Origin of the sequence: Bacillus sp. NPDC094106, from assembly GCF_044764345.1 — a bacterium.
Lineage (GTDB): Bacteria > Bacillota > Bacilli > Bacillales > Bacillaceae_G > Bacillus_A.
In genome coordinates, this window is sequence record NZ_JBIWHY010000022.1 from 1 (window position 1) to 16,712 (window position 16,712).

The window sequence follows — 16,712 nt, forward strand, 5'->3', positions numbered from 1 at the left end:
TGTTTAGGTCTTCAATAGCTACAACATCAAAATTAGTAGCTAACTCTTTAGACTTATGATGAAGGAAGTTCTTACGTTGGTTCGCTACTTTTTCATGTAACTTAGCTACACGGATACGTTGTTTATTCCAACGAGTAGAACCTTTTGTTCTTCTTGATAATACTCGTTGTGCCTTTGCTAATTGGTCTAACATGTTACGATAAAACTTAGGATAATTGGCTTTCTCACCCTCAGAACTAACGTATAATCCATTCATCGCAAAGTCTAATCCAACAACTGTTTCTACTTCTTTTTGTACAATCTCTTTTTCGTATTCAGTCAAGATGGACACATAGTATTTACCAGTAGGTGTCATAGAAATCGTACATGACTTGATCATATGGTCTTGTGGTATTTCTCTATGCTGTTTGATACGTACCATTTTCAGTTTTGGCAACTTGATATGACCATTAAGCAACATAATATTTCCGTTTACTACATTCGTTGTATATGATTTTCTATCTTTTTTGCTTTTGAATGTAGGAAAGTCATTTTGACCACTAAAAAAATTCTTATAGGCAGTTTGCAAGTTTAGTTGAGCATTTGCCAAAGCTAATGAATCAACTTCTTTTAACCACTCAAATTCTACTTTGTATTTCGCAGGAGTTGGAAGCTTTTGTTTCTTTAGTTGTTCCTTATCATCTTTGTATTTTTCATACGCTTCTTTCCGTTCAGCTAACATTCTGTTATACACGAAACGTACACAGCCGAAGGTTTTACGCATAAGATATGCTTGTTCTTCTGTTGGATATAAACGGAATTTATACGCTTTATTATGCTTTGTCATATCATTTCACCTCACTTTTCACCTTGATTTTCAATATATTTCTTTACTACGTCTATTGGCGAACCACCAGTAGTTAGTAAGCAAAAACTTCTTGACCAAAACATCTCTTTCCAAAGTTTCTTTTTCACTTGTGGAAAGTCTCTCTTGATTAGTCGAGAACTTGCACTCTTATAAGCATTGATGAATTTTGTCATTTCTGTATTAGGATGTGCCTTGAACAAAATATGAACATGGTCTACATCATGATTCCATTCAACTAATGTGATGTTATAGTTTTCAGATAATCGCACAAACATGTCTTTTGCATAGTCTGACATATCATCATCAAACACATTTCTTCTGTATTTGACGACCAACACAAGATGATAATACAACAAGAATACTGAATGGTTATTACTATCTAATTTCATTGATATACCAACCTTTATGGTTTATAAGACTGATTATATCAGAGGCAAAATAAAAAGCAAAGCCCTTTTGCTACGCCAAACCGAAATTCATCTCCCACCTACCGTTGGGCTACGCCCTTCACACGCTTGAGGAAGGAGAATTCTTTCGGGGAATTCGTTAAACAAATTCCGATAATGTTGTGTTAACTCATCTTGTATAAACTATACAAGGCTTTTAACTGTTTCTTACATGATATAATTTAAGAAAACAGGGGGTTGTGAAAGTGAGCAACGAACAATATACAGTAACATCGTTAAACGCAGGCAAGATTGATACCTATACTTACGGTAAAAAAGTATATCAATCAGCCATTAAGAAGCAACCGATAGAGGGCTCTGTGTTTCTAAGCAAGGTTGGGTTAGTTTGTGATGAACAAGCATATGAGTATCATGGTGGAGAGAACAAGGCATTGTGCTTATATCCGCATGACTACTATGATTATTGGAGACCTATGTTCAAAAACCTGGTAGATGTCGCTCTTTTCGGCGAAAATCTCACTGTTGCGGGACTAACAGAAGAAAAAGCTCATATCGGTGATATTTTCTCGTTTGGAGAAGCCATCATCCAAGTATCTGAACCCCGTAATCCATGTTATAAACTTGCAGCAAAATACGAAATGCCTAAATTGATTGTAACAGTGCGGGAAACAGGCTATACAGGTTTTCTTTTCAGAGTTCTCAAAGAGGGAATGGTATCTAAAAATGACCCATTGATCCTGCTTGAACCTCATCCACAAAAAGTTTCAGTTGCCTTAGTTAATGATGTTAAATTTCATGACCGATTTAATCCTGAAAAGGTTGAGCAAGTTTTACAGGTTCAGGAACTATCTGAAAGCATGCGTGTGGCTATACAAGAACAATTCCGTTCAGGAAAGAAAGCTGGATGGGGATAATTCAACACCTGCACTTCCAATAACGAATTTCACGTCAACTAGTACCTCTTGCGTGGGGCTAGTTGTTTTTTTACAGTAGCAAAGATGAGATTTCACTTTTAGAAACTGTCTTAGCGTATAAAATCCGCGTTTTGCCGTCAGTACCCCATCTCCATCAAGCTAAGGGTACTAAAGGATATATGTGGTATGTTTTTTTGCAACTTCTACGGCTCTACACTAAAGATGTGCATAACAAATAAACCTATCAAATAGATGTTTTTAAAAAATTATGCAACTTTGAAATTCTGTGACAACGTACAATCATACACAACGCCTAAGATATCAAAGACTGTTTTCTTTTCGTAACGGTGAGATTTTTCTCCATTTTCCTCTAAAAGATAGGCTATGTTCGTATAATTTGTTGCTGGTAAAGGGCGAATAACAGCACTTGATATAGATGCTGTACTAGGAGATTATTTAGATGATTCTGCTTTACTGTGCACAGATACGGCAACCAACTATAAGAAATTTGCGGCTATGAAAGGGTTAAAACACGAAGCTATTAATGCACGTAATAAGGAATATGTTCGACAAAAAATTTATCACGTTCAGCACGTTAATAGTTATCATCGACGATTAAAAGATTGGATGGAACGATTTAATGGTGTAGCAACAAAATACCTAAACGGCTATTTGATATGGCATCGTTTCTTAGAATTAAATAAAAAATTTCCCTCTAAAGAAAATATGAAAGAAATGTTATTGAACGCCTGTAAAAAAGCAAATTTCACAACTATAATCGATATTAGAAATTTCAACTGATGTATTTTTCTTATATGGATTATTTCACTATCGGTGCAGGATATTGAAAATGCCAAATTATCCATCCATTCGTTTTTGAGCAGTATTAGTATCTTGAGATACTGGTATGTGTTCAGTAGCTTTAGATAAACCCATTTTCGGCATATTAACATAAATCGCTTCAGAAGCACCTTTTTCTATTTGATAGGTTTCGTGAAAAACACCGACACTTCCATTATCTTTAATCTTATTATTGTATGATTTCCAAGCATATGAATGGTTTTTTCCGTGAGCATAGTTTACTAATTCGTCGAATCCCTTCCAGTATTGAATTAAGATTACTTTTCTCCAACTGAATAAAAATTCGGAATGTAAGAAACCCCATTGTGGGTTTTGGTCCAATTCTTTAAGCATAGGTCCCATAGCATTAAAAACTGGTAACCACTTCCAAAATTTTAATATATGATTAATACGCATACCAATAATAAAAACAACAAATTCTTTATCCTTGGAATTGGCTATATGTCTGCCGTTAAAAATTTTAACTCCCATTTAAATGTCCCCTTTTTCACTTAACATATGTAGTTCTCAAATGCGATATAACATTATTTTATAAATTAACCAATTATCTTAACTTAGAATGTATATACAGGGATAAATCCTCCATTCGAACAGGGCCTTAGTGATGTGCATAAAGGATTAAATGAAATCATTGAAATAAATAAGAACAGGAAATCTGCAAAGGAGATCGTTGAGGGAATCGCTGGGAAGGATTCTAAATAAAAGCTTTAGAGAATATATTCGAGCAGTATTCATTTTACAATTTCAACCATTTTTATGCTAACATAGTGATAAAAAGGGGGAAAAAGAGAATGAATACACTTTTATATTTAATTTCAATAATAGGGATATTGTTAGTAGTTATCGTAAGATTCTTTAATAAACATCGTAAGTAAGCGAAACAGATATAAATTTATTAGAATCAGCTTAAAAATAGTGAGATTCGGTTTATTTAACGATGTATTCGAACAGTTTTATAACGCTTTTATATACTGTTCCTTAGCAACAACATGGCTATCATACTTTCTATTTAACGCCTCCTGATATAAGGCCTGTTTAAATGGGGCTATGATTTCTCTTTGCATAGTAAGACGTACCTCCCACATTTTAACGAAAATATACGCTAAGCAAATTCGACAACAAAAGGCAAACTCATTGAGCGCACCTTTTGTTTCTCCAAGTTTAGGAGATTACTTGCGAGAGCTTTAGATTTTTTGCACCAGAACCCTGTTTTCTTACATAGCAACAAAACAAAGCGTTCGCAGGACACGATCGCTTTGTTTTGTTCTATTCATATCGTAGAGCTTGAATTGGGTCAAGCTTAGACGCTTTATTCGCCGAAAATACACCGAATACAACTCCAACTAATAAAGAGAAAACAAGTGATAACAGCATAACGGGTATGGAATATGCTATTGTTGTACCTGTGGCTAGAGTAAATATTTGAGCACTGATTACCCCTATCCCTATTCCAATTATTCCACCGAATGAGCTCAATACAACTGCTTCGATAAGGAATTGAAGCAGAATATTTTTACGTTTTGCTCCAATCGCTTTTCTAATACCTATTTCTTTTGTACGTTCTGAAACTGATACAAGCATAATGTTCATTATACCAATCCCACCTACGATAAGAGAGATTGCTGCACTTCCGCCTAGCATTAATGTCATAGTGTCATTGACAGATAAGGTGGAGTTTTCTTGCCCATTTTCCGATAAATTCACACCCTTCTATGCTATATATCTTCACCACTCTCTATCTCGATTAATTTCCACCTTTTCCTGAAATGCTTCCTCTAAATCAATCTCTAATTTATTCGCTAAATCACATACATTCCAAACTACATCGAACATTTCTAATCCTATTTCTCTTTTTATATTATCATCATCATTTCGTTTTAATATCGCTTCTGTTAGTTCCCCTAGTTCAGCCATTAAATACATTGTACGCTTCTCAATCGTTGTATCAGCAAATCCTTTTTCTTTACTAAAATTTGATACATACTGCTGAAATTCAGAAAGCTTCATTTTATATTCCCCTTCTCTTTTTATGAAGTTCTTCTATCAATCTTTTATCTTCTCTATATTTACAACGGTTCGGTTGCCCTTCTGTACGATGAATTCTCAAACCATTTAACTCATACACAACCGAATATAATGTCCCAAAATTATATTTTTTCAGATTTAAACAGACATGTTCTTTACTATTTGATAAGATATCCTGAGCATTCTCTAAGTTAGGCTGTGGATTTTTTGTTAACTGTTCTTCTATATACGTATATCTTTTTTGAGATTTACTCCAATCACTAGCTATATCTTGTTGTAAACTAGCCATCTCTTCACTTACAAAATGGTTTGTACAAACGATAAAATGTTCATTTTCCGCCGGTCTCCGTACAACCATGTTATGAGGCGTTTTTTCTACAACTGCCATATTTCCGGAGGGATCTGCTAATAAATAATTATTACATATCGATGATGGGAATTCTTTTAAAATATGTATTGCCTCTTCCACCGTACTTGCATCTTCTAATATTTTGCGAACCGCCACATAAAAATTTAATCCTACTTCTTTACATTCACTTTGTACAAGGGTAATGGCTACTGCCAATCCTTTTTCATTTATCCCATCTACTTTCCCTAAAAACACATCAGAATGCCCAACATACCCATATTTATCTTTAGGACAAATGAGGGAACTCTCCGTATATTTTTTTAGGTCTAAAATCAGATCATAGTTTCTTCCCATGATAACTTCCGAACCATTATGAAATGCAAATATACTACATTGTGCTTGCGGCTCAAATACACCTATACTTAGTATAAAAGAACTTACCTCTTCATACGTTACATGGCACCCTTCAGCAAACCCCTTCATTTCTTCTATTAATTCTGGATAGAAATCTTTTAATAGTACATGACTTTGTTTCCCAAAAGCTAATTTTTCTTCTGAAACCTTCGGAAACCGAAATCCATTTTTATATAAAATGCTTGCGTAATGTTTTCCCATTTCATAATGTGTGCCACGTAATCTTGGATGATACATATAATCCTCTCCCTTTTCTCTTACTAAGGATAGGATATACCCTCCTGTAGCCGGAGGGTCAATTAAGAATAGACTGGAAAACAAACTTTTGTTATGAATTGTAATGGATCATGATGTATATTAGGCCGAATATTTTTATAGTCTATTTGTTTTGAAAGTAGACCTTGTTCATACACTTCAAAGGGCGAATCTCTTACTATATATCCCTTTTTCTCTATGTAACTGATTATTTTTTTATGGGCAGCCTCTAACTCAGAATAGGGTCCTTTTACAATTACGCACACATGTTTTCCACCTTCCAAACAGCGGATATTCGAAAGGTTATAATTACATTGTTGTATAGGTATACAAACCTCTAAGTCTACTTCTACATCTTTCCTATGAAGTTGGTGAAAAACAGTCATCATCTTTCCATTTGCTTCTAACCCATATGTATATAACCTTTCAAATAATTTCTTTACAACAAAATCAATCTCTCGTATAGATATTATTTCACGAATTCCAAAAATCAATTGTCTGTCTCTTATCTCTTCAAAACACTCCGTTATATTTGAAATCGTTACAAGCGGCTCATTCTGGCTTAAACTATCAATAGATTGATTTATCTCTTCTAATGTTTGCTGCATTTTTATAATCTTCTGTTCTATTTGTTGCGACTTTTCTCGTAATTGATTTTCTAACTCCGTTTCATCGTTCCCTTGTACAATTTTCTGTATTTCTTGCAAAGTAAAACCAAACATCTTTAACTTTTTTATGTACTTTAGAATTTTTATTTGATCATAATCATAATACCGATACCCTGTTACAGAATCCGTATGCAGAGGTTTTATAAGGTGAATTTCGTCATAATGATGTAGTGTTTTGATTGATACCCCGCATATTTTTGAAAACTGCCCAACTGTATACATGCATAATCCCAACCTTCATTTCCTGTTTTTTCTATTAAATATCATTTTACTATACCATTAGGAAATTTTTACAAACAAAAAAAACGAGTTTAAAATCAACCCGTTTTTTAACAAAATTTATTTTGATTATTAAAAAAATCTTATGCTCATAGAAATCATTTAAATATTTGTACGAGTTTCCTCTAATCTCTCCTTATTACTCCAGTTAAACAAACTTTCCCTCTTAGTTTGTTGCCCTGGTTTCACAAATAACATTGCTCCCATACCAATAGCAGCTAAAATTGCAGCTACAATAAACATAGAAGGGTATCCATAACTTACAACTAAATATCCAGTTAAAGTAGGTGCTAAGATTGTCGCAATATTAGCGATGAAATGCATAATTCCACTATAGGTTCCTGATTGAGCGGGAGCCGTATCAACAATAATTGTCCAATACATTGAACTTGGTAAGAAAGAAAATGCATTCCCGATTGACATGAGCGCTAGTACAGCCACATAACTATCCATTACTGGAATGAAGCTAAAACAAATCGTTGTTAGTAATAAAGTAATAATCGGCAAACCTGTTCGAGCTAAACGAAGATTTCCTGTTTTACGTAAAATACGGTCGGATAGCTTTGCCCCTAGAGGCAATGTAATACAAGCTCCAAGCCAAGGAACCATTCCAAGATACCAAAGAGAAGATAATTCAAAATGAAATACATCTTGTAAATATTTTGGTGTCCAAGTTAATATCAAAAAGTTTATATACTGGAAACAAAAATATGCTAACGTTACCATAACGAATGTTGGAACTTTAAAAAATGAATACCATGGCTCTTTTTTGATTCCTTTTTCAACTGTTACTGATTGAAGCACACCTGCAGAACTTCGTATTTCAGCTAGTTCTTCTTTTGTCACTCGAGGGTGATCTTCAGGCATATTGGTAAAAGTAAAATACCAAATAATCGCCCATACAACACCAATTAAACCTAGAATAATAAACATTATTTTCCAGCTTGTAAAAGATAGTAACATAACCGCTACAGGGGCAGTTAATACTGCACCTAGCGGAACACCCACAAACCCAAGAGATGTTAAAAAAGCTCTTTCTTTTGGTGCTGCCCAGTTTGCTGCTGTTTTATTCGAAACCGCGAAAGATGGCCCTTCTGTTAATCCAAATAAAACTCGGAAAAGAGCAAATCCAGCTAAAGCAGAGCCGCCAAAAACAGCAATTCCTATTTCGCCTGCAAAAGCGGTGGCAATTTCAAAAATAGACCAGGTCGTCGCTGCTATTATCCATACAAATTTTGGTCCTTTTTTATCTGAAAAAATGCCTCCTAATAAAGAACCAAACATATAACCGTAACCAAAATACCCTAAAATTGCTCCCCATTCTTTTGGATCAAATCCATATTCTTTTATAATGAAAGATTGTGCGTATGCAATGGCTCCTCGGTCAATATAATTAACCATCGTAATCAATGTGAGCATCGCAAATATATAATAACGAAATTTGTTCCTCATCAAAGTCCCCACTCCCCCTCGTATACTACCAATTTTCTCTCCATGAAAACATTTCCATATACACCACTGTTTTCTCTCTAATCTTTTAATAGAATGACATGAACCTTTCCAGGGCCATGAACCCCAAAAGCTAGTTCCATTTCAATGTCACCTGTCCGGCTTGGACCAGTGATAAAATTAATACAGGCAGGTAGTCCATTCGGAACATGCTCGTGGACTGCAGTTACCCCTTCTGTTAAACGTCTATAAATTGTATTTTCCGAGAGAATTGCTACATACACTGGTGGCAAAACACTAACTAAACGTCCACGCCCACCACCATTCCACAAAACAACAGTTCCTGTTTCAGCTAGTCCCATTTCTGCATATGTAATTCCCATATCAACTTGAGCTACATAATCTCGTAGTTCTCTTTCATCTTCTTTACTCTGCCAAATTCGATGAGAAACGAAATTTCTTGTTAAATATTTTCCTATTTCAAGCTGATGTAATCTCTCATCATTCCAATACACTGCCGATTGAACATCAAATTTTTGCACAACGTACTGAAGTGCATTCTCTATTTCAGAGCGGTATATATGACTTACCTCTGTGTTTAATTCATTCAAATTAGCTATAAACTGTTGAACGAAACATTCATGATTCATACTTTCGTTCTGATATCTCAGTGGATTGTTACTCCACTGCGGAGGGATAATGCCAGAGCGACGTTCTCGACCTAATTTACGTGCAATATTATTTAAAAAAGATTCTTGTACACTTTCGTTCATTTTACGACTCCCTCTTTTCTTTCTTCCACCAATCACGGAATGATTGTTTTGATGGAGTTGGAAAATCTCTACTTTCTGTCCACCCCTTTAATGGGCCTGGTCCATTAGCAATATAACCATCTTTTGCAAAAATCGATAAACCTGTGTGAGCCATTTTAACAGCTTTATCATAAACGAATGGATGACTCGCCATAAATGCAAAACCTTTAAAGGCTAGTTGCTCGGTCTTTGTTATAAACCCTTGTTCTACCTCATCTTTGCGATGCTCAATGAGAAGGTCATGTAATGGTATTTTTACTGGGCAAACATCTGTACATGCGCCGCACAAACTTGATGCAAAAGGTAATTCTTTTAATTCTTCATATCCTTCTAATAAAGGAGCTAGTACCGCACCAATTGGTCCACTATAAACACTTCCGTATGCATGTCCACCAATATTACGATATACAGGGCAAACATTCATACATGCGCTGCACCGAATACATTTCAACACTTCTTGGTAAGCGGTCCCTAAAATATCTGAACGGCCATTGTCTAGAATAATTAAATGAAATTCTTCAGGTCCATCCATATCTTCAGCTAAACGTGGCCCATTAATTCCAGTCACATAAGACGTAATTTTTTGGCCTGTAGCACTTCTAGTTAACATGGAAACGACCACATCAAGATCTTTCCATGTCGGAACAAGACGCTCCATCCCCATAATCGCAATATGAACTTTTGGTAATGTAGTTGTAAGACGAGCATTTCCTTCATTACTTATAAGAACGACAGATCCGGATTCTGCTACGGCAAAGTTACAACCGGAAATACCAATGTCAGCTTCTAAAAATTCAGCACGCAATTGCTTCCTAGCAAACTGTAGTAATTGATTTGTATCAGCCGGTATCTTTTTTCCAGCTTCCTTAGAAAAAAGCTCTGCTACTTGTTCCTTCGTTTTATGAATGGCTGGGGCAATTAAATGTGATGGAGCTTCTCCGGCTAATTGAATGATATACTCTCCAAGGTCGGACTCGATCACTTTTAACCCCATCTCTTCTAAATTTTTATTGAGATGTATTTCTTCTGAAACCATAGACTTTGATTTAATAACCGATTTTGCTCCTTTTTTTCTTGCGATTTCGGAAACATACGATACGGCATCTTCTGCTTTGAAAGCAAAATGGACATGCCCTCCATTTTTCCGAACATTTGTAGCTAATTGTTCCAAATAACTATCTAAATTTTCAATTGTATGCATCCGAATTTCAGATGCTGCCCCGCGCCATTCTTCAATATTTCCTAATTCATGTGTCGCTTGTTCCCGTCCCGTCCGAAGCCTATCTTGTGTAAATGGAACCGCACTTCTCATTTGTGGATCATGTATCGCTTTATCTACTCTTTCCAAAAATTCTAGCTCCTGCACTACACTCATTTCTTCAGCCCCTTCGCTAGTACTTCTGCTATATGTAAAACTTGAATATCTTTATTTTTTCTACGCAGTCGCCCGCCAATATTCATGAGACAGCCCATATCTGCACCAATTAGGAGGCTAGATCCTGTCTCTTCAATATGTTTTATTTTTTCATCAACCATCGTTTCAGAAATCGGACTCATTTTCACTGCAAAAGTACCGCCAAACCCACAGCAATCTTGACAATACGGTAATTCTTTTATGTCTAGGCCTTCTACGCGTGAAAGTAACTGAAGTGGTTCATCTTTTATACCGAGCCCACGGCTCATATGACAAGATTGATGAAAAACGGCTGTTTCAAATAACTTAGATTCTAAATCACTTTTTCCAAGTACATTAATTAAAAAATCTGTCAGCTCATACGTTCTATTAGCTAAATGAATCGCTTTTTCACGCCATTCTTCATCATCCTTAAACATTTCTTGATAATAATGATGAATCATGCTAGCGCAAGAACCTGAAGGAGTTACAATGTATTCGCTATCTTCAAATGCTTTTATCATTTGCTTTGCAGCTGCTATTGCTTCTGTTTGATATCCACTATTGTATGCTGGTTGTCCGCAACAAGTCTGTCCTTCAGGAAAATCTAGTTCCACTCCACATTGCTCCATAATCTCCACGACACTCTTACCTACTTGAGGAAAAAACACATCTGATAAACAAGTAATGAATAACGAAACTTTCATAAAAGATTTCCTCCTTGAAACGATACGATATATTTTCAAGTTACTACTCTCCTGAAAACACTCTTTTGTATTTTTAATTTTTAGAATTTTCTATATTTAAAATCTTTTATTTATGATATCATGTGAACTATTATATAAAAACTATTTATAAGGTTGCTTTTGTATACAAAAAAGGTATAGAAAGAGGATTGGAAATGGATATTAGACAACTTCGTTACTTTATTGTAATCGCCGAAGAAAGACAGCTTACTCGTGCTGCTCATCGACTACATATGGCACAGCCACCTCTAAGTAGACAACTTTCGTTATTAGAGCAAGAGTTATCTGTAAGCTTATTTGAAAGAAACGGTCGAAATATGCATTTGACTGAAGAAGGTAAAATGTTATATGCGAAAGCAAAAAATATTATTAATCAATTAGAAGAAACCATTACGGAAATTAAGGATACTGGTGAAGGATTGAGGGGAAATTTATCAATTGGGACATTTCATTCTTGTATTCCTTTTGTCTCTGAAAAAATCCGCTATTTTCAAGAAAACTATCCTAATGTTAACTTGAAAATATGGGAGGGAGGCCCTTTATACTTAACAGAGCAATTAGAAAATCGGAATATCGAACTTGCTGTCTTGCGTACACCCTTTAATAAAGATGTTTTTTCTAGTATTTGTTTATCAAAGGAGCCCTTCATATTAGTCATGCCTGCTAAATGGGAACTACATCATTCACAACTTCCAATCTCCATTAACGAGCTAAGCCATATCCCCCTCTTACTTGTGCATAAAGATAAAGAAGACAGCTATCATCAACTGGTCATTAATGAATGCAGGCGCATTGGTATAAAACTAAATATAGCATGTGAATGTCCTGACTCAGCATTTGTTCTTATGCTTATCATGGCTGGAATCGGTGCCTCTATTCTACCAAAAAGTGCTGTATCTTATATCCCGCAAGAATTTATACACATAGTAGATTTAATAGATTTTCCTTTCCAATCCGAATCATCGATTATATGGTTGAAAGATCGTCAACTTTCCAAAAGTGCTCAACGATTTATAGCATGCACATGAACTTAACACACAAATTATTTTTCTTATTATTATAGACATGCTGTGTGAGTTGCTTATGTAAATACGAGAATGGTTAACTAACTCTTTAGCCCCATGAATTTGAACACCTACTAAGAGCACTTCTATACTCCATAGCCATTTATTATGCAATGAGGACTGATCCCTGTAGATTACAGCGTTCAATCCTTATTCGTTGTTTAATGCTATTATATATACATCAATTTAAAAAACGACATAAAGACCCCCTTTTTAGGTGGGAGAGAGCATCTGGCCATGCATAGAAGCGGTCAGGGCCTTTTTCTGCCACATGCGAAGTAAAAACAGAAAGAGCAAACAAGTGTAGGTTACTTTGTATTCTGCATAGCGGGGATTTAGATGTCGAAAAATTAAAATGAATTTATATAGATTCGCTTCAGATAATCTTGTAGATTTTTTTGCACTTATGCTTCTCTTGCATATTCAACAATTGTTTTCTTAGACAAATCACATGGTTTAATTGTAAAATCCAAACGGAAATCTTCAAATTTACAACGGTATTTGTCCAATTGGTCCTGTCCGCAAGAATTGCTTCCTAACCCATTTTGTAAATAATCTATATTTAATACAATATAGTCTCTTGGCCTTAAATCAATTGTATGTTTTGCGTGTTCAAGATCCGTATCTTCATAATAAGACGCGCTAAAGTTAAACGTATCTTTTGCTTGGTAAAGAACACCAAAATTACTATTTCCAAAACCAACCCAATCACATTCCATATGGTTGCCGTTTTCTTGCGGTTTTACATAGTTTACAAAAAGGTCTGTAATATCTTGATGAAATACCCCGTGATAGCAAGACTGCCTTGAGTCTGGGTAATTCTCAGTCGGGCCTAATCCACGCCATGACACATGACTATACTCTTTGCTTACATGCATATTTACACCAATTCTTGGTAACATAGCAGGAGCATTCTCTTTTTGCCCTGATGCAATACCGGAAATACTACAACTTAACTCTCCATCACCATTCAATTCATAACGATATGCAACTTCATAGTACCAAGAACTATTTGTTGTACCATTAAATGTCCTAACTTCCCATATAAATGTATAATCTGTTAGTTCGTAAGATACATCTCGAACCATTTCATGCCACAAATGCATAAAGTACTTTTCTTTATAATCCTTTACAAGATACATGTCATTATCAATCGGCGCTCTCCAAAAATTCACTTTCGGTCCTTTTTTCAACACTTTATGGTCGCCATATTCTATGCTTAATAAAGTACCAAATACCTTATCAAAGGTAACAACAAAATCTTTCCCTGTTACAGTTACAATATGGTTATTGTTTGTTACCTCTAACATAGCAATCTTAGAAACTGATTCTACCCGAATTTTCGGCTCTTTATGCCAAATAAATACACTATATGTTACCTCAAAACCTTTTTCCGCCCAATCCGTATTACTATTTAATCGGTAAGAAAAATGAACCGTATACATAGCACCAGGAATTTTTCTTGAAATAACAGGATACTTAATAGCAATTCTTTCTGACAATCTTGCAGGTATAGTTGGCAATTCAACCTCTCTTTCTTCAATTAAGCGATCATCTTCATAAAAAGAACAAATTAACTGATAATCTTTTGTTGAATTGAAATCTAAGCGATTCGTTAGCTGGAATACCCCTGCTTGAAGGTCAACTGCACTTGTTTCAATTGGTTCGATTACCTTTTTCAATTCTTTTAAGCTCGTTGATGGCGTACGGTCTGGTTGTAATAATCCATCAATACAGAAGTTGCTGTTATTTGGCTCGTCTCCGAAATCTCCTCCATATCGATAATAAACTTCTCCTTCTGCTGTTTTCGTTTCAATTCCATGGTCAAACCATTCCCATATAAAACCACCTTGGAGATGATCATAACGATAAAATAGGTCTTGATATTCTTTTAAATTTCCAGGCCCATTCCCCATTGCATGCGCATATTCGCATAAAATGTGTGGTTTTTGAGTAGACTTTATCACTTGCTCCATTGTTAGCTTCTCATCATGTTCCAACCACGTATACATCGTTGTATACACATCAGAAATTTCCGCTTCAAAATCCCCTTCATAATGTACTAATCTAGTAGGATCAGCTTGTTTAGCATAATCAGCCATTGCTCTAAAATTAGTTCCAAACGCTGATTCATTTCCTAAAGACCACATAATGATACATGGATGGTTCTTGTCACGATCCATCATTCTCTTCAATCGAGAAACATAAGCTAATTTCCATTCCGGGTTATCAGAAATCCATTTATAATTCCCTGTTAATTCAAACCCATGGCATTCTAAATCCGTTTCATCAATTACATACATGCCATATTGATCACACAGCTCATAAAAATATGGTGAATTAGGATAGTGAGCAGTTCGAATAGCATTAATATTATGTTGCTTCATTAATATAATATCTTCTTCAGTGCTTTCTCTCGTCACAACACGACCATTTTTCGGACTGTAATCATGCCGATTAACACCCTTCAATTTAATAGCAACACCATTTACTAAAAACTGTTTCCCTGCAACTTCAATTTGTCTGAATCCAATTGATTGATGAATCACTTCAATCGTTTCATTATTCTTTTTAACAATCATGATTAAACGATATAAATGAGGCGCTTCAGCGGACCATTTTAAAGGATTCCTTACTTCTTTCATAAGTGACTCGTTACCTAGTAATTCTTTTTCAAAAAGTATAGCTCCCTCTTGATCATATAGTTGATAATTGATTACTTGGTTATCGAAACTTTCAAATACAGGGTTTACCAATAAAGTTGCATGCTCCCACTTATCATCTAAAAAGGTTTTTATCGCATAATCGTATAAGCCTTGCACAGGACGTGCATAAATCTCAACATCTCTAAAAATGCCACTTAACCACCACATGTCTTGATCTTCAAGATATGTACCATCCGACCATTGAAAAACCCGAACTGTTAAAACATTCTCTCCCAGCTTACAATGTTTAGAAATGTCAAATTCACTTTGAATTCTAGCCCCTTTACTATACCCAACAAATGTATCGTTTACATATACTTCAAATGCTGAATCTACACCTTGAAAACGTAGGATCATTTGATAATCTTTAGAAATAGATTGTAACGTAAAATTTTTACGATATATTCCTGTTGGATTTTCTGTTGGAACATACGGCGGAATAATCGGAAAGCTATACCATAAATCAGAGTAGTGCATTTTCCCATAACCTTGCATTTGCCAATTACTTGGTACAATGATAGAATCCCAATTTGAAAGATTTGCATTCGTTTGATAGAAATCTTCAGGACTATATTCAGGTGCCTCCAAGTAAAGAAAGTCCCACGTACCATTTAAACTCATATGAAAATGACTATTATTAACATCATTATTGAGAGCCGAATCATAATTTGGATAACTGTTATAATGAGCTCTAGATTCCATTCTATTTAAGTGATCAATTTGGTTATTTTCCCATCTTTTTAGATTTCTCATCATGCTAAAACTCTCCTTTTTCCATATCGTTTATAGCAAATCCATGCAAAGCATAGGAATACTACAGTACCAAGTACATTATAAATTAAAATAAATATCGGGTTAGCAGCCCTTCTTTAATAGTGCCAATCTGGAGATAATTCACATATCAACTGGGGGAAATAAAGTTGAACAGCCGGTATCACAATCCAAAATTCCATATTCCTATCCCTCTTATAACCTATTCATTCTACACTCGGCGGAATCGAATAATAGAAACGACTAAAGTACTACATAAAATCACTAAAAAACTTATCAAAAACCAGCCACCTAATCCATCCGCTTTTCCTATTGCAGTTTGTACTTCCTTCCATGTACCAATAACGAAAAAAGAAGTAATTTCAATATTTAAAGCAATCATCATCCTTCTTCCCTCTACATATAATTTAGGTGCTTTTTCTTCTGAAACGTTCGTAGAATAATTTAGTACTTGAGGAATTTTATTTAACAGACAGAATAAAAAAAACAAAAACAAACCTATAATGGGTAAGAGTAAGATACTTTCTTTTCCACTCCAAGCATCAGGGCGTCCCATACCATCAAAATGAGAAGGGATCCTTTCTGGTAATTCCGCCCACATATAAAAAATATATATAAATATGCTACACAACAAAACAAAGAGAAGTATTTCTATATATGTTTCAAATTTCTTTTTTGGAATTTGAATAGTCTTTTTCATATTGAATCTCCCCTTATTACATTCATCTTATAATTTCTAGTAAAATTCTTTCA

At 35.0% G+C, this 16,712-nt stretch carries 14 protein-coding genes and 2 pseudogenes; 3 read left to right on the forward strand and 13 right to left on the reverse strand.

Annotation, left to right across the window (positions count from 1 at the left end):
• Positions 1-826, reverse strand: an 826-nt coding sequence (locus tag ACIQ7L_RS23975) for an RNA-guided endonuclease TnpB family protein (protein ID WP_400572224.1), incomplete at its 3' end; no start/stop codon positions are given.
• A gap of 11 nt (positions 827-837) precedes the next feature.
• Complete coding sequence (tnpA, locus tag ACIQ7L_RS23980) at positions 838-1,236, reverse strand: IS200/IS605 family transposase (RefSeq protein WP_002169923.1); 399 nt, start codon at positions 1,234-1,236, stop codon at positions 838-840.
• Positions 1,237-1,499: 263 nt separating this feature from the next.
• Between tnpA and ACIQ7L_RS23985 the strand changes: the two genes are divergently transcribed.
• Entirely contained in the window at positions 1,500-2,168 is a 669-nt protein-coding gene (locus ACIQ7L_RS23985) for an MOSC domain-containing protein (RefSeq protein ID WP_400572226.1), read from the forward strand.
• 402 nt (positions 2,169-2,570) lie between these two features.
• Positions 2,571-2,969 (forward strand): annotated as a pseudogene (locus ACIQ7L_RS23990) (IS1595 family transposase); the annotation flags it as partial.
• Between the two features lie 57 nt (positions 2,970-3,026).
• Here the strand turns inward: ACIQ7L_RS23990 and ACIQ7L_RS23995 are convergent.
• The 9 genes and pseudogenes from ACIQ7L_RS23995 to ACIQ7L_RS24035 all read right to left on the reverse strand — a co-directional run bounded on the left by ACIQ7L_RS23995 (position 3,027) and on the right by ACIQ7L_RS24035 (position 11,380).
• On the reverse strand, positions 3,027-3,500 hold the full coding sequence (locus tag ACIQ7L_RS23995; RefSeq protein ID WP_400572227.1) for a DUF4188 domain-containing protein: 474 nt from the start codon (positions 3,498-3,500) through the stop codon (positions 3,027-3,029).
• Positions 3,501-4,295: 795 nt separating this feature from the next.
• Positions 4,296-4,718 (reverse strand): annotated as a pseudogene (locus ACIQ7L_RS24000) (ABC transporter permease); the annotation flags it as partial.
• 36 nt (positions 4,719-4,754) lie between these two features.
• Entirely contained in the window at positions 4,755-5,036 is a 282-nt protein-coding gene (locus ACIQ7L_RS24005) for a MazG nucleotide pyrophosphohydrolase domain-containing protein (protein ID WP_400572229.1), read from the reverse strand.
• 1 nt (position 5,037) lies between these two features.
• A complete protein-coding gene (locus ACIQ7L_RS24010; RefSeq protein WP_400572231.1) occupies positions 5,038-6,054 on the reverse strand; it encodes a C45 family autoproteolytic acyltransferase/hydrolase in 1,017 nt (338 codons plus the stop codon).
• Positions 6,055-6,116: 62 nt separating this feature from the next.
• Positions 6,117-6,962 (reverse strand): MerR family transcriptional regulator, encoded by an 846-nt coding sequence (locus tag ACIQ7L_RS24015; RefSeq protein WP_400572233.1) that lies wholly within the window; start codon positions 6,960-6,962, stop codon positions 6,117-6,119.
• Positions 6,963-7,121: 159 nt separating this feature from the next.
• Positions 7,122-8,471 carry an MFS transporter gene (locus tag ACIQ7L_RS24020; RefSeq protein ID WP_400572235.1) on the reverse strand — a complete coding sequence of 450 codons (1,350 nt, stop codon included), beginning with the start codon at positions 8,469-8,471 and terminating at the stop codon, positions 7,122-7,124.
• A gap of 77 nt (positions 8,472-8,548) precedes the next feature.
• A complete protein-coding gene (locus ACIQ7L_RS24025) occupies positions 8,549-9,241 on the reverse strand; it encodes a LutC/YkgG family protein (RefSeq protein WP_400572236.1) in 693 nt (230 codons plus the stop codon).
• Position 9,242: 1 nt separating this feature from the next.
• On the reverse strand, positions 9,243-10,655 hold the full coding sequence (locus ACIQ7L_RS24030) for a LutB/LldF family L-lactate oxidation iron-sulfur protein (RefSeq protein ID WP_400572238.1): 1,413 nt from the start codon (positions 10,653-10,655) through the stop codon (positions 9,243-9,245).
• On the reverse strand, positions 10,652-11,380 hold the full coding sequence (locus tag ACIQ7L_RS24035; protein WP_400572240.1) for a (Fe-S)-binding protein: 729 nt from the start codon (positions 11,378-11,380) through the stop codon (positions 10,652-10,654). Before ACIQ7L_RS24035 ends, ACIQ7L_RS24030 begins: the two co-directional genes overlap by 4 nt.
• Before the next feature lie 194 nt (positions 11,381-11,574).
• Between ACIQ7L_RS24035 and ACIQ7L_RS24040 the strand changes: the two genes are divergently transcribed.
• Entirely contained in the window at positions 11,575-12,447 is an 873-nt protein-coding gene (locus tag ACIQ7L_RS24040) for a LysR family transcriptional regulator (RefSeq protein WP_400572242.1), read from the forward strand.
• A 440-nt stretch (positions 12,448-12,887) separates the two neighbouring features.
• Here ACIQ7L_RS24040 and ebgA read toward each other — a convergent pair whose 3' ends face one another.
• Entirely contained in the window at positions 12,888-15,944 is a 3,057-nt protein-coding gene (gene ebgA / locus ACIQ7L_RS24045; RefSeq protein ID WP_400572244.1) for a beta-galactosidase subunit alpha, read from the reverse strand.
• 226 nt (positions 15,945-16,170) lie between these two features.
• A complete protein-coding gene (locus ACIQ7L_RS24050) occupies positions 16,171-16,659 on the reverse strand; it encodes a DUF1648 domain-containing protein (protein ID WP_400572246.1) in 489 nt (162 codons plus the stop codon).
• Between the last annotated feature and the right edge of the window lie 53 nt (positions 16,660-16,712).